We start from the raw sequence: 14,602 nt of genomic DNA, 5'->3' as shown, positions 1-14,602 counted from the left end.
CTTTTCTTTGCGTGGCTTTCCTTAAATTGCGATCCAGACGTCAGCCGTAGCGTTTAACAACATCGGTTCAACAATGAACCATCGGCCAACGCCCTCGCCCGCGATCTTGCGCCCTGTTTGCAAAGTGCGGCGCAGTGGCGAATACAAAAACCGACACACATCCCACGGCAGAGAAAATGCCGGATCAACACGTTTGAATGAGCAGGTACAGCGCCGTTTAATCAAGCCGTAGCGTTTTGTGAACTACAATGTCGTTCATGAATCGACCAAGCCATCCGCACGGCCGCAAAAATCGCGGCGTACTGCGTTTTATCCAGTCGACTGTGTACTCGGCACAGGGCTTTCGTGCAGCCTTTTCCAGCGAGGAAGCCTTCCGCCAGGAACTGATTGTCTGCATCGCGCTCACGCCCTTTGCCTTCCTGCTGGGACGCAACTTTGCGGAGATCATTGTGTTGCTGGGGGTGCTGGTCAGCGTCCTGACCGTAGAGCTGATCAACTCGGCCATCGAAGTGCTGGCCGATACGGTCAGTGCAGAAACCCATCCCTTGATTGGCCAGACCAAGGATATTGCCAGCGCTGCGGTCATGATGGTGATCACTTTCGCCGGCCTGGTCTGGTTTGGTTTGCTCTTTGTTCGTCTGTTTTCACATTAATTATTCATGACATTTATCGAAAAACTGGAATCCGCCTGGCAAAGCCAGAACTCCCTTCTCATGGTCGGCCTTGACCCTGATCCCGAAAGACTACCGGTTAGCATGAAACAGAACCGCGAATCCACATTCGAGTTCTGCAAGGGCATCGTAGATGCATCAGCGCCCTACGCCTGCGGCTTCAAACCGCAAATTGCCTATTTTGCGTCACAGGGCGCGGAAGAACAGTTGTCGCAACTGTGCGCCTATATCCACGAGACCTATCCGCATTTACCCATTGTGCTGGACGCCAAGCGCGGCGACATCGGCACGACGGCTGAACATTACGCCCGCGAGGCTTACGAACGGTATAAGGCCGATGCCGTTACCGTCAGTCCATATATGGGATTCGATTCCATCGAGCCGTACCTGGCGTGGAAAGACCGGGGCATTATTATTCTGTGCCGCACCTCCAATCCGGGCGGCTCCGACCTGCAATTTGTCGAGTCTGCCAGCGGCGAACCGCTTTACCTGCATGTGGCCAGCATAGTCGCGGAAAAATGGAACACGCACGGCCAGTGCGGCCTGGTGGTAGGCGCCACCTTCCCCGAAGAGTTGAGCAAGGTTCGCGCCCGGGTGGGCGACGCCATGCCGTTGCTGGTGCCGGGCATCGGCGCCCAGGGCGGAGATATCGAGCAAACCGTGACGGCCGGCCGCAATATCGCCGGTACCGGCATGATGATCAATTCGTCACGCGCCATTTTGTATGCCAGTTCGGATGAAAACTGGAAAGAAGAAGCGGCTCGTGTAGCACGGGAGACGCGCGATCAGATCAATCGGGCGCGCGGGATCTGATATCACATCTGGATATGGCTGTCTTAAAACGTAGAAGGCAGTCTTTTATGTACCATGATGAGACCGCAATCAATGTATCCTGGGCGGCTGTACCCAGGGATTGATCACTGAGACGCCGACCGCTGCAAATGGGCTGACGTCTCGTGTTGCCACGATAAAACCATTGGTTGCTGCAATGGCTGCAATATAACCATCATCCTTGCCTACAAGCTTACCTTGCGCTTTTGCACCGGCCATCAATTCGGCATAGGCCCTGGACGCTTCCAGATCGAAGGCAAGAACACGCCCCTTGAATGCCGGCAGTACCTCCTGCTCTAACCTGTCCTGATAGATCTTACGGCGTTTACCTGCCGGCATGGTAGCCACCCCATATCGTATTTCAGCCACCGTCACTACCGATAGATATAATGTTTCAATCGTCTGAGCATCGATCCATTCCAGCACGTTGGAATCCGGTTTGATCCTCCATAGCTCAGAAATAACATTTGTGTCTAGAACGATCATTCAAACCCCATTGGCTCGGCTGGAGTCTTGTCACGAAGCTGTTCAAAATGCGCTACCTCGGCGTCGGTCAATCCGCCCGCGTCTTTAGCAATAGCTGTCATTAACGAACCGAGTTGAAGACGCCCTTCTGGTCTGGCAGCCTGTTCAAGAATACTGCGGATCTCAGCTTCGGTGCTGCGCCCATGTTTGGCGGCACGAAGGCGTAATGCACGATGAACTTCATCCGGGATATGTCGGATAGTGACAGATGCCATATCAATATCTCCTTTTGATTACGTTGATAGCAATTATAACTTATGATATCAATAAGCATCAAACGACGCTGATAGGCGTGTCAGGAGTGCAATAATTAAAGTGCTGAAATAGCGGCCACAACCTGGCGACAGCAACTGCGGGCCCGGCCGCCTCTTCACTGTCTTGCCAGAATCAGATCAATTTTCCTCGACGATGCGTCGGGTAATTTCCATGGCGTAGATGACCGCCTGGACACGCACCTGATGACGATCTCCGACAAAATTCTGCGAGAATGGCAGCGTGACGATGCCGTCAGCCTTGCGATAGGAAACCGCAAAACACACCAGACCCACCGGTTTGTGTGCCGTGCCGCCATCGGGGCCTGCGATACCGGTTGTGCTGACCGCGCAGGTGGAAAGCGGCGCATGGTTTAACGCCCCTTCGGCCATTTCGATGGCCACTTCCTGGCTGACCGCCCCAAAATTGTCCAGCGCAGCCAGATTTACGCCCAGCATATCCATTTTGGCTTCGTTGGTATAGGTCACAAACCCCCGATCAAACCACTGGCTTGAACCAGCGATGGCTGTAATCGCACCGGCAAGCAGCCCGCCCGTGCAGGATTCGGCCGTGGCCAGCAACCCGCTTTTTTTCTTGAGCGCTTCTCCCAACTGGGCGGCGACCTGCCACTGTTCACTCAACAGTTCTGACATACTCACCCCAACATTCTGGTGGCGATCGCCATGATGAACAGCGTATAGGCCGCTGCCACCACGTCGTCCCACATGACGCCGAACCCGTTTTTGAGCGTACGATCAAAGTAGCCAATGGGTGGCGGTTTGACGATATCGAAAAAGCGAAAAAGGATAAAGGCGACCAGTTGCCAGCCCAGGTTCATGGGCGCCACCAGCAAAAGGACCGCCCAGAAGGCGACCATCTCGTCCCAGACGATGCCGCCGTGGTCATCCACATGCATTTCCTGTGCGACGCGATGGCAGCAATAGACGCCGTAAGCGAAGCCGATCAGAATGAACAGCGCCATGTAAAAATCGGTGCCCAGCACAAAACTGAGCGGCCACCAGAGCACCCAGGCCAGCAGGGTGCCCCAGGTTCCGGATCCCGGTCTGATCAGCCCGGCGCCAAGCCCAAAGGCAAAGAAGCGGTGGGCATCAGCCCGGATCCAGCCGAAAGTAGGCCATTGTGCGTTCACGGTCGTTTTGGTGCCGGCGGCATTGTGTATCGTTTGCGTATGAATTTCTTCTATCATGCTATGACTTCTGTGTGTACGGCTTGCGCCGACGAGCTGGCCGGAAATGGTCGAATCCCGCTGGAAGTGCGGAAATATCCTGTTGCGCAGCATCAAGTACCCGCAAACCCTGCCCGACGTGAACCTCGCCGATGCGCGTAAGCATCACAGGCAGGCTGGCAGCAATGGCTTGCAGTGCCGCTCTGGCGGTCTGCGGCGCCGTAAAACACAACTCGTAGACGTCACCCCCGCCCAATACGGACTGGCGCAATTGCTGCGGGTCATCGTCTGGCAGGCTAAGATTAACAGGCATTAAAGATTCATACAATACGGCAGCGACACCGCTGGCATGCAAAATATGTTTCAAGTCCTGCACCAGGCCGTCGGATAGGTCTATGACGGCATGCGCCAGTGGCCGCAGGGCAAGTCCCAGGGACACACGTGGCTCGGGCCACTCCAGGGCATGCCGGGTGGCCTGCAGCGTTTGTGTTTCGCGTTCGTTCAGAATTTCACCCGCCTTCTGACGCAGCAGCAGATTCAGGGCCCAGTCGGCAGCGCCCAGGGTGCCAGAAACCCAGATATCATCACCGGGCAGGGCCCGGCTGCGAAGCAAAAACGGCTGGGTCACTTCGCCCAGCACGGTAACGCTGATGACAATATCGTGTTCGCTGCGGGTGGTATCGCCACCGATAAGCGGGCATTGGTATTTGTCGGCCAGGCGGTTAAAGCCACGGGAAAACGCAGTCAGCCAATCGGTATCGTAACGCGGCAGCGCAATGCCCAGCAGACAGCCGCGCGGCGTCGCCCCCATCGCGGCCAGGTCGGACAGGTTGACTGCCAGCGATTTATGGCCCAGCGATTCGGGGTCCACGTCGGAAAAGAAATGGCGCTCTTCGAGCAGCAGATCCTTGCTGACCGCCAGGGAGGTGCCAGCCGTGGGCGTCAGGATGGCGCAATCGTCCCCCACCGCAATATCAACAGACGCTGCGGGGCGGGTAAAAAAATTACGGATCAGATCAAATTCGCCGGACATAGGAACCGCTCTTCAATTGCACGAGCATCGCTTCACAAAAGCGTCCGGCTAGCGCCAGGCGCCGGCCAGAGCGCATCCGGTCGCCGAACCTAGGTCAGCGGCCGGCATTGACTTCGAGAGAACGCACGCGGGCCGCCAGTTTGTCCAGTACGCCATTGACAAATTTGAAGCCGTCGGTGCCGCCAAATTCCTTTGCCAGCTCCACTGCTTCGTTAATGGCAACTCTGTACGGAACATCCAGATGGTGAATGAGCTCGTAACTGCCGATGAGCAGAATGCCGTGCTCGATGGGTGAAAGTTCGTCCAGCGGGCGGTCGATATAGGGCACGAATGCTTCACGCAGCGCCGGCGCATCGGCAAAAACGCCATGCAACAACGTCTTGAACCAGACCGGATCGGCGTTTTCGAATTCCGGGCTGTCCTGGATGTGAGCGTCGATGGCGCCTGCCTCGCGCTGGTCAGTGTCGCCACTGACCAGCCAGGCATAGATACCCTGAAGGGCAAATTCGCGCGCCCGACGGCGCGCACTGCGATGCATTGTTTTATTATCCTGAGCCACTCGTTGTCCTATCGCCTTGGGGTATCTGCTACTTCTTCGGTTTCATCGTCTTCGTCGTCCTGGTCGTCGTCATCGTCCAGATCTTCGAAGTCATCATCTTCATCTTCCGACTCGGGCACCAGTGCGGCCGACAGATTGGCCATTTCCACGGCAACCTGGGCGCAATCCTTGCCTTTCTGTTCGGCACGGGCCTTGGCCTGCTCTTCATCTTCTGTCGTGAGAATACCATTGGCCACCGGCACATTGGTATCCATGGACACCCGGGTAATGGCCGCAGCACTTTCATTGCTGACGATTTCGAAGTGATAGGTTTCACCGCGAATGACCGCCCCCAGGGCGATCAGCGCATCAAATTCGTAGGTTTCGGCCATTTGCGCCAGCGTCAGGCCGACTTCGAGCGCGCCAGGCACAGTCACGACCATAATGTCGCGCTCGTCGACACCCAGCTCGCCAAGCTCGGCCAGGCAGGCTTCGAGCTCGGCAAAACCAATTTCCTCGTTAAATCGTGCGCACACGATACCGATATGCAGGCCTTCGCCATTCAGATCAGGGGCGAGTGTATAGGGTTTCATAGCCATTCCTTTAAAATCAGCGGGGGTCAGAAGAAGTTTCGTAACCTGTCACGGTAAGTGCATAACCAGTCATGCTTGGCATTTTACGTGGAAGTGCGAGCAGGCGCATCTTTCCGACGTTCAGTTCACGTAATATTTGCGCACCGATACCGTAAGTGCGCAGATCGTAGCGATCATCTCTGCGCGCGGTGCTCTCGGTTTCTCCCCATTTTTCCAGCGCCTCGATCAGACCCTTTTGCGATCCCTGGCAGTTAAGCAGCACCAGAACGCCGGCCGGGCTGGCGGAAATAACTTCCAGCGCCTGTGCGATGCCCCAGCTGTGAGCATTGCGTTCCAGGTCCAGCAGATCCAGGACCGATACCGGCTCATGGACGCGCACCAGCGTTTCCTGGTCGGGATCGATAGCGCCATGCACCAGCGCAATATGCCCGGCGCCCGACATGCTGTCCTGATAGGATACCGCTTCGAACCGGCCGAAAGGTGTGTTCAGGGTCTTGCTGCCCAGGCGGCGAATCATGGATTCGTTTTCGCTGCGATACTGGATCAGATCGGCGATCGTGCCGATTTTCAGATTGTGTTCACGGGCGAAGGTAACCAGATCGGGAAGGCGCGCCATGCTGCCATCGGGTTTGAGAATTTCACAGATGACCGCGGCTGACGTCAGGCCTGCCATGGCAGTAAGGTCACAGCCCGCTTCGGTGTGCCCGGCACGGATCAGCACGCCGCCCGAAACGGCCTGGACCGGAAAGATATGTCCCGGGTTGACCAGATCCTGGGGCTTGGCGTTTTTGGCAACGGCCGCCTGAATAGTGCGGGCCCGGTCAGCGGCGGAAATGCCCGTAGTCACTCCCTCGGCCGCCTCGATGGACACGGTAAAGTTGGTGCCAAAGGAGGTGCCGTTGCGTGAGGCCATGAGCGGCAGCTCCAGCTGGCGGCAACGCTCTTCAGTGAGCGTCAGGCATACCAGGCCCCGGGCGTATGTCACCATGAAGTTGATGGCCTCAGGCGTGACAAAGTCTGCCGCCATTACCAGATCACCTTCATTTTCGCGATCCTCTTCGTCGACCAGGATGACAATACGCCCCGCCTTGAGCTCTTCGACAATTTCAGAGACGGGAGAGATGGTGCAGTCGGGCACCAGAGATACAGGGGCGGCAGAAGTCATGATCGTGCTTGAATCCGGAAAGACTGGGCTGGCGCGGCGCACCAACAATGAGCAAAAGCGTTATTTTACCCTTTTCGCCCCTGTAAAAGGCGGCAAAACCCCCATTCAGTCCGAGGATTGTTGGGAGCCGCGCACCACTGCCGTCACCTCGATTTCCACTTTGGCCCGGTCTTCCACCAGGCCGGCCACCTGTACCGCCGTCATGGCGGGAAAATGCCGGCCGATGACATTGCGGTAATGCTCGCCAATCGCCGGATAAGCGGCCACATATTCGCGCTTGTCGGTGACGTACCAGTTCATGCGGACAATATCGGATGGCGCTGCCCCGCCCTCCCTGAGGATAGCCACGATATTTTCCAGGGTCTGGCGCACCTGTTCGCCCAGGTCGTCGGATTCAAACTGCTGCTGCCCGTTCCAGCCGATCTGGCCACCGACAAACAGCAGGCGGCTGCCGGCCTCGACGGTGATCATGGTGCCGTTGGCGTAGCCGCGGGGCTTGGTCCAGTCTGACGGTTGCAATATTTCCATGTTTCAATTCCCATTCCATTACCGGATTTCGGTCATTTTTCTCAGAACAAAGCGCTGCAGCTTACCGGTTTCGGTGCGCGGCAACTGCTCAACAAATTCAATTTCGCGTGGATACTTGTAGGGCGCCGCTTCCTGCTTCACATAATCTTGCAGTGCCGCGACCAGTTCTGCGCCGGGCGTAAAGCCGTCGTTCAGCACAATATAGGCCTTGACGATCGCACCGCGCTCGGCGTCGCCGCGGCCCACCACCCCGCAATCGTTCACCGCTTCGTGAGTCATGAGCACGCTTTCGACTTCCGGACCAGCAATGTTGTAGCCAGCCGAGACGATCATGTCATCGTCGCGCGCACGATAATAAAAGTAGCCGTCTGCATCCATCACAAAAGCGTCGCCGGGCAGGTTCCACTGCTGCTGCACGTAGCGGGACTGTCGCTCATCATCCAGATAACGGCAACCGGTCGGGCCGCGCACGGCCAGCCGGCCAAGCGTGCCGGGCGGCACCTCGTTCATATCGGCACCGACCACCCGGGCCTGGTAGCCGGGCACCACCCGCCCGATTGCCCCGTCCCGGATATCGTTACCGGTACTGGAAATATACACATGCATCATTTCCGTCCCCCCAATGCCATCTGTCATATTGATGCCGCTGGCCTTTTTCCATATCTGGCGCGTGTCATCGGGCAACGCTTCGCCAGCCGAGACGCAGACCCGCAGGGAATCGAGCGAATAGTCGTCGGCCAGGCCGGCCATCTTGCGATAGAAGGTGGGCGCCGTAAAGGTCATGGTCACCTTATGGTCCTGAATGATCTGTAAAAATGCGTCAGGGGTCAGCTTTTCCACCAGCAGGGTCGAGCCGCCGGCGCGCAATGGAAAGCACAGCAACCCGCCCAGCCCGAAAGTAAACGCCAGCGGCGGCGTGCCGCAAGCGATATCGGTCGTCCGGGTTTGCAGAACCTTGCTGGAAAAGGTATCGCACATGGCAAGCACATCGCGATGAAAATGGATGCAGCCCTTGGGTTTGCCGGTCGTGCCGCTGGTAAAGGCGATCATGCAGGGGTCGTCGCGCAGCGTCTGTGCGTCGTAGGGCGCATCGCTTTTGGTGTCGGCCCGCGCCTGCATGCTGTCTGGCGTCTGCGTGCCGAACGCCATGATCTGCTGCAGCGTCGGGCAATAGTTCGGATTATCGGCGTTGCGGCAGTGCTCCAGCTCCTGCAGCAACCGTTCATCGCAAAGCGCTGCCTGCGCCTGTGAGATTGTCAGAATGGCGCTCAGCTCCCGGGCGCGCAACAGCGGCATGGTGGGCACAGCGACAATGCCCGCCTTCAGGCACGCCAGCAGCGCGCCAGCCATACCCACGTTATTGGGTCCGCGCAGCAACAGCCGGTTGCCCGATACCAGTCCCAGATCTTCGGTCAGCACCCGTGCCAGCTGATTGGTCCATTGCGCCAGCGCCTGATAGGTCATCTGCTTCTGCATACCGTCCTGCAACCAGCGCAATGCAATATTCTGGCCTCGCCCCTGCTGCACGTGGCGATCAATCAGTTCCACGGCACTATTGAGTTTCTCGGGATAGTGCAGTTGTGGCAAGTCGAACAGGTACTGTGGCTGCTGCCCGCTCTCGGGCAGATGTTCAATGACAAAGCGGTCTTGCAATCCTGTCTGTGCTGGCATGTCTTGTCTCCTGGGTTGTCGGCTCAACCGGCGGCGCGGATGAGTCAGGAAGTCTTTGCTCCCGTTTCGATTCAGTCCCGCAATAATTCACGTGCAATAATCAGTTTCTGCACTTCGGTGGCGCCTTCGTAAATACGCAGGGCGCGAATATCCCGGTACAACCCTTCTACACACTCGCCGGCCACCACGCCCTGTCCGCCAAACAGCTGAACGGCCTTGTCAATAACCTGCTGCGCCGATTCAGTCGCAAACATCTTGGCCATGGCGGCTTCCTTGGTGGTTCTGGCCTGGTACACGTCGCGTCGCCAGGCGGCGCGATAGGTCAGCAGGCGGCTGGCGTCCAGCGCCGTTGCCATATCGCCCAACGTAGCTTGCGTCAGTTGCAGGTCGGCCAGTACACCGCCAAACATTTGGCGGGTCTTGCTGCGCGCCAGGGCTTCGTCCAGCGCCCTGGCGGCGAACCCGTTGGCGGCCGCCGCAACCGACACGCGGAAGATATCCAGCACCTGCATCGCCAGCTTGAAGCCCTCGCCCTTGGTTCCCAGCAGGGCCTCCGCAGGCAGGCGGCACTGCTTCAGTTTGAGCACCGCCATCGGATGCGGCGCCATGACGTGAATGCGCTCGGACGTATCCAGCCCCTTCGTGTTGCTGTCCACGATAAAGGCGCTGATGCCCCGCGCGCCCGGCAGAAAATCGGTGCGCGCGAAGACACAATAAAAATCGGCAATGTCGCCATTGGAAATCCAGGTTTTGACGCCATCAAGAACATATTCGGATCCTTGCTGCGTGGCCTTGCAGGCCATGGCGGCCACATCGGACCCGGCATCGGGCTCGGACAGGGCGAAGGCAGCAATCAGCTCGCCACGCGCCACGCGCGGCAGGTAGAATTTTTTCTGCGCTTCGGAGCCACCCAGCACAATGGCGCCGCTACCCAGGCCCTGCATGGCAAAGGCAAAGTCGGCCAGGCCGTGATAGCGTGCGAAGGTCTCGCGGATCAGGCAGATCATGCGCGAATCAATCTGCTCCAGCGCGCCGCCCCAACTTGCATTGGGCCCTGCCGGAACCGCATAGCGCAGCCAGCCGCCTTCTCCCATCCGACGCACCAGTTCGCGACAGGTCTCATCGGTATTGCCATGCGGCACATTGCGCAGATTATCTTTTGCCCAGCGATCCAGTTCAACAACAACATGACGATGCTGCTCTTCAAAAAAAGGCCAGTCCAGAAACTCGTGGTCAGGCATGATCAGTCTCCCTCGAACACGGGTTTGTTTTTTGCCACAAAAGCATGATAGGCCCGATGAAAATCCCGGGTCTGCATACAGATGGCCTGTGCATGGGCTTCGGCATCAATGGCGTCGTCCACACCCATATTCCATTCGTGATGAAGGCAATGCTTGGTGATGCCATTAGCAAAGGTCGGGCCCGCTGCAATCTGCGCTGCCATCGTGTGCGCAGCCGCCAGCACCTGGTCTGGCTCATGCAACTGGTTATAGAAGCCCCAGTGGTGACCTTCCTGACCAGACATGGAACGGCCGGTGTAGAGCAGTTCGCTGGCTCGGCCCTGGCCGATAATGCGTGGCAAAATCGCACACGCACCCATGTCTGCTCCCGCCAGGCCCACGCGGGTAAACAGAAAGGCGGTTTTGCTGTCGGCCGTACCCAGTCGAATATCGGACGCCATGGCCAGAATGGCGCCAGCGCCGGCACACACCCCTGCCACTGCTGCGATCACCGGCTGCGGGCACCCGCGCATGGCCTTGACCAGGTCGCCGGTCATCTGGGTAAAAGCAAGCAACTGGGGCATGGACATCCGGGTCAGCGGACCGATAATTTCATGCACATCGCCACCGGAACAAAAATTGCCGCCAGCGCCGGCGATGACCACTACCTTGATGTCACTGGCGCAGGACAAGGCGCGAAACAGATCACGCAATTCGGCATAAGATTCGAAGGTCAGCGGGTTTTTTCTTTCCGGCCGGTTCAGCGTAATGGTTGCCACCTTGTGGTCATCGCTGACCTGCCAGTCAAAATGCGTGGCCCGATAGCCTGCCAGCGGCTTATGCTGATCCTGCATGGGGTTGATGTCATCCGAAATAGTCATCGTATATCTCCTGTTTTCCTTCTGGTGAATGCATGGATTCTTTGGCATTCACATCTGTCATCGCTGCTTTCCGTACCCGCTCAACGCCGGGTGTTTTCATCTGCATAAGTGGACTATATTGTTCACTGCCCGGTGGTCGCGCCGTAGATCGTTCATAGGCAGGCCCTTAGGGATTCCTATCAAGTAGAGACAATTGACCACACGCCGTAGGCATCAGACAAATAACTGCACTACGTTTTACCCGGCCATTTTCTCGCCGCCATCGACCGGTACGGCCTGCCCGTTGATACTGGCCGACTGCGGCAGGCACAACCACAGCACGGCATGCGCCACTTCCTCGGGTTGCACCAGCCTGCCCTGCGGATTGTTGCTGGCCAATGCCGCCTTTGCCTTGTCTGCGGCCATGCCGGTTTTGGCAACCATATTGGCCACGGCACCGTCGAGCAGCGGCGTGTCGGTATAACCGGGGCATACGGCATTGACGGTAATATTCTTTGCGGCCAGCTCCAGGGCAAGGGCACGGGTCAGGCCTACCACCCCATGCTTGGCTGCACAATAAGCAGTCACATAGCCATAGCCCTTCAGCCCGGCAACGCTGGCCACATTCACAATACGCCCCCAGCCCTGCGCCAGCATGTCGGGCAGCACGGCGGCAATGCATTGATAGGTCCCGGTCAGATTAACCTGCAGCATCCGGTTCCAGAATTCGGTATCCATGCGGTCAAAGCGCTCGCTTTGCGCTTGCCCGGCATTGTTGACCAGAATACTGATCGGGCCAAAGCGCGCCCGCGCCGCGTCAAAGGCGCTGCCGATTGCCTTTTCATCTGTGATATCGGCCTGCACCGTGTGCACCCGCTGCGCATCTGCACCAAGGCTCGCCGCAGCCGCGGCCAGGCGCTCGCCATTGCGGGCCAGCAGCGTCACCCGGGCGCCGGCATCCAGCACCAGGCGTGCCACTTCAAGCCCGATCCCCTGACTGGCGCCGGTAATCAGGACGTGGCGATCCTCCAAAGAAGGTGTAGCGGTCTGCTTCATGATGGTTTATCCGTTCTGCATTGATTGGGCCCGTTCAAACAGGGTCTCGATTTGGCGTTTGCCGGCGCTGTACTGCTGGGGCCAGTTCACTTGCGTATAGCCGATCTTGGCGGTTTCGCTCAGCGTCCAGGCCGGGTTGGCCAGATGGGGGCGGCCAATGGCGCACAAATCTGCACGGCCCGACGCAATAATACTGTTGACCTGGTCGGCCTCTGTGATGGCGCCGACCGCCATGGTCGCAATCCCTTCCTGATTGCGGATCTCGTCAGCAAATGGAGTCTGGTACATGCGCCCATACACCGGCTTCTGTTCGGGGCTGACCTGACCTGACGAGCAATCGATCAGATCGGCGCCCGCCGCTTTGAAGGCCCGGGCAATCAGCACCGCATCGTCTGCCGTAATGCCACCCTCGACCCAGTCGCTGGCCGAGATACGCACATTGAGCGGTCGATCTTCAGGCCACACCGCACGCATCGCTTTAAATACTTCAAGGGGAAAACGCAGGCGGTTATCCAACGCGCCCCCGTAGGCATCCGTGCGCTGATTGGTCAATGGCGAAATAAAGCACGACAACAAATAGCCATGTGCGCAATGCAGTTCAAGCACATCAAACCCCGCCTGGGCGGCAAGCCGGGTGGACTGCACGAACTGCTCAGTAATTTGCTGCATGTCCGCCGCATCCAGCGCCTTGGGCACTTGCGAGACGTCTGGCAAATACGGCAAGGGGGACGCCGAGACCAGCGGCCAGTTGTCTGATTCCAGTGGCATATCGATACCATCCCAGGCCGCTTTGGTCGACCCCTTGCGACCCGCATGGCCCAATTGGATGCCGATTTTTGCATCCGATTGCGCGTGAACCGCCTGCACGATGTGTTGCCAGGCCTGCAACTGGGTAGTATTCCACAGGCCCGGGCAATGCGGTGTGATCCGCGCCTGAGGCGACACGCAGGTCATTTCAACCATGACCAGTCCGGCCCCGCCCAGGGCGCGCGCCAGCAAATGCTGGAAATGAAAGTCGCCGGGCACCCCGTCAACGCACGAGTACATGGCCATGGGCGAGACCACGATCCGGTTTTTCAATACCACAGAGCGCAGGCTGAAGGGCGTCCACATGGGTGGGATCGCAGCGGCACCGTTGTCCGCGCCTGCTGCCCTCTCACGAGCCCTGGTCTGGCTGGCCTGACGGCTGAACCAGCTTTCAAAATGATGCATCCACTGCGGATCGCGCAGCCGCAGGTTTTCATGTGAAATACGCTGCGAGCGTGTCAGCAGCGAATAGGCAAACTGCTCCGGCGCCAGGCGGCTATAGCGTTTGACATTCTCGAACCATTCGGTGGAATTGCGCGCCGCATTCTGGATTTTCAGCACTTCGATGCTGCGCTGCGCTTCGTAGTGCGTTAGCGCTGCGCCGACATCATCGTGGGTGCGAAAACTGCTGGCCAGCTCTATGGCGTCTTCCAGCGCCAGCTTGGTTCCCGAACCGATGGAAAAATGCGCGGTATGCGCGGCATCGCCCATAAGCACCACGGGTACGGTTTTACCGTTAGGCAGGCGCTGCTGATGCACCCACTGCTCGCAAATGACGCGGGGAAACTGAATCCAGATGGCCGCTCCACGCAAATGCTTGGCATTGGATAACAGCTTGTGACCATCCAGCCACGGCGCAAAGAGGGCCTCACAATAGGCAATGCCCTCCTCCTGCGACATCGTGTCGATCCCGGCAGCGCGCCACGTTTCGTCCCGGGTTTCCACGATGAAGGTGGACATGCCCTCTTCATATTGATAGGCGTGCGCCTGAAACCATCCATGTTCTGTATTGACAAAGGCAAAGGTAAACGCATCAAACGTCTTTTGCGTGCCCAGCCAGACAAAACGGCAGCGCCGGGTGTCGATATCCGGTTTGAATGTATCGGCATAGCGCGTCCGGATGCGACTATTGATGCCGTCGGACGCAATGACCAGATCCGCATCGTAATCCATTGCCATGGCCTGGTCGTCTTCGGCCACCGTCTCGAACACCAGTTCCACGCCAAGATCCAGGCAGCGCTGCTGCAGGATATTGAGCATCTTCTTGCGGCCGATGCCGATAAACCCGTGTCCGCCGCTGCGGATCGTGGTCTGGCCGATATGTATATCGATATCGTCCCAATGGTTGAATTGGCGAATGATCTGTTCCGCTGTAGGCAGATCAGCCTTTTTCAGGTTTTCCAGCGTGGCGTCAGAAAACACCACTCCCCAGCCGAAGGTATCAAACGGACGGTTGCGTTCTATGACCACTATCCGGTCCTGGGGATTGCGTTTTTTCAACAGCAGCCCGGCATATAAACCAGCTGGGCCGCCACCGATACATACAATATTCATGACAGATCCTTTGAATGCGGTCTGTGGCCGTTGCCTGCCCAGCCGCTGCCTTTCTGGCGCCGCCGTACAGACACAAGAGTGCAGCACTGCGGTTTTGCCTCTTTCAAAATTG

General features: G+C 58.0%; 16 protein-coding genes. 2 read left to right on the top strand and 14 right to left on the bottom strand.

From position 1 onward, the window contains the following. Positions 1-257 precede the first annotated feature (257 nt). Both ACTIKR_RS06870 and pyrF read left to right on the top strand, forming a co-directional pair. A complete protein-coding gene (locus ACTIKR_RS06870; RefSeq protein WP_370540234.1) occupies positions 258-653 on the top strand; it encodes a diacylglycerol kinase in 396 nt (131 codons plus the stop codon). Positions 654-659: 6 nt separating this feature from the next. Next, on the top strand, positions 660-1,484 hold the full coding sequence (gene pyrF / locus ACTIKR_RS06865) for an orotidine-5'-phosphate decarboxylase (RefSeq protein ID WP_193089303.1): 825 nt from the start codon (positions 660-662) through the stop codon (positions 1,482-1,484). A 69-nt stretch (positions 1,485-1,553) separates the two neighbouring features. Here pyrF and ACTIKR_RS06860 read toward each other — a convergent pair whose 3' ends face one another. The 14 genes from ACTIKR_RS06860 to ACTIKR_RS06795 form a co-directional block, all read right to left on the bottom strand. Next, positions 1,554-1,988, bottom strand: coding sequence for a type II toxin-antitoxin system VapC family toxin (locus ACTIKR_RS06860; protein WP_442327437.1), 435 nt, complete (start codon positions 1,986-1,988; stop codon positions 1,554-1,556). After that, positions 1,985-2,242, bottom strand: coding sequence for a FitA-like ribbon-helix-helix domain-containing protein (locus ACTIKR_RS06855; protein ID WP_193089301.1), 258 nt, complete (start codon positions 2,240-2,242; stop codon positions 1,985-1,987). The genes ACTIKR_RS06860 and ACTIKR_RS06855 overlap by 4 nt, the downstream gene beginning before the upstream one ends. A gap of 177 nt (positions 2,243-2,419) precedes the next feature. Beyond that, positions 2,420-2,932, bottom strand: coding sequence for a CinA family protein (locus tag ACTIKR_RS06850; protein ID WP_442327436.1), 513 nt, complete (start codon positions 2,930-2,932; stop codon positions 2,420-2,422). A gap of 2 nt (positions 2,933-2,934) precedes the next feature. Next, positions 2,935-3,486 carry a phosphatidylglycerophosphatase A family protein gene (locus tag ACTIKR_RS06845; RefSeq protein ID WP_193089299.1) on the bottom strand — a complete coding sequence of 184 codons (552 nt, stop codon included), beginning with the start codon at positions 3,484-3,486 and terminating at the stop codon, positions 2,935-2,937. Between the two features lies 1 nt (position 3,487). After that, positions 3,488-4,498, bottom strand: coding sequence for a thiamine-phosphate kinase (gene thiL, locus ACTIKR_RS06840; protein ID WP_442327435.1), 1,011 nt, complete (start codon positions 4,496-4,498; stop codon positions 3,488-3,490). Between the two features lie 94 nt (positions 4,499-4,592). Continuing rightward, positions 4,593-5,036, bottom strand: a complete 444-nt coding sequence (gene nusB, locus ACTIKR_RS06835; protein WP_193089428.1) for a transcription antitermination factor NusB — start codon at positions 5,034-5,036, stop codon at positions 4,593-4,595. 29 nt (positions 5,037-5,065) lie between these two features. Continuing rightward, positions 5,066-5,629 (bottom strand): 6,7-dimethyl-8-ribityllumazine synthase, encoded by a 564-nt coding sequence (gene ribH / locus ACTIKR_RS06830; RefSeq protein WP_130304539.1) that lies wholly within the window; start codon positions 5,627-5,629, stop codon positions 5,066-5,068. Positions 5,630-5,645: 16 nt separating this feature from the next. After that, positions 5,646-6,794 carry a bifunctional 3,4-dihydroxy-2-butanone-4-phosphate synthase/GTP cyclohydrolase II gene (ribBA, locus tag ACTIKR_RS06825; protein WP_193089297.1) on the bottom strand — a complete coding sequence of 383 codons (1,149 nt, stop codon included), beginning with the start codon at positions 6,792-6,794 and terminating at the stop codon, positions 5,646-5,648. A 105-nt stretch (positions 6,795-6,899) separates the two neighbouring features. Next, positions 6,900-7,322, bottom strand: coding sequence for a RidA family protein (locus ACTIKR_RS06820; RefSeq protein ID WP_193089296.1), 423 nt, complete (start codon positions 7,320-7,322; stop codon positions 6,900-6,902). 18 nt (positions 7,323-7,340) lie between these two features. Continuing rightward, a complete protein-coding gene (locus tag ACTIKR_RS06815; protein ID WP_442327434.1) occupies positions 7,341-8,993 on the bottom strand; it encodes an AMP-binding protein in 1,653 nt (550 codons plus the stop codon). 71 nt (positions 8,994-9,064) lie between these two features. After that, entirely contained in the window at positions 9,065-10,234 is a 1,170-nt protein-coding gene (locus ACTIKR_RS06810) for an acyl-CoA dehydrogenase family protein (protein ID WP_442327433.1), read from the bottom strand. Between the two features lie 2 nt (positions 10,235-10,236). After that, the gene (locus tag ACTIKR_RS06805) at positions 10,237-11,094 is read right to left on the bottom strand and encodes an enoyl-CoA hydratase family protein (protein WP_442327432.1); all 858 of its coding nucleotides are present in this window, start codon (positions 11,092-11,094) and stop codon (positions 10,237-10,239) included. Between the two features lie 237 nt (positions 11,095-11,331). After that, positions 11,332-12,129, bottom strand: a complete 798-nt coding sequence (locus ACTIKR_RS06800) for an SDR family NAD(P)-dependent oxidoreductase (protein ID WP_442327431.1) — start codon at positions 12,127-12,129, stop codon at positions 11,332-11,334. A 6-nt stretch (positions 12,130-12,135) separates the two neighbouring features. Next, on the bottom strand, positions 12,136-14,490 hold the full coding sequence (locus tag ACTIKR_RS06795; protein ID WP_442327430.1) for a bifunctional salicylyl-CoA 5-hydroxylase/oxidoreductase: 2,355 nt from the start codon (positions 14,488-14,490) through the stop codon (positions 12,136-12,138). Positions 14,491-14,602: the final 112 nt, after the last annotated feature.

This window comes from Advenella sp. (assembly GCF_052108595.1).
Taxonomy (GTDB): domain Bacteria; phylum Pseudomonadota; class Gammaproteobacteria; order Burkholderiales; family Burkholderiaceae_B; genus Advenella.
This window is presented reverse-complemented; position numbering and strand designations above follow the sequence as displayed.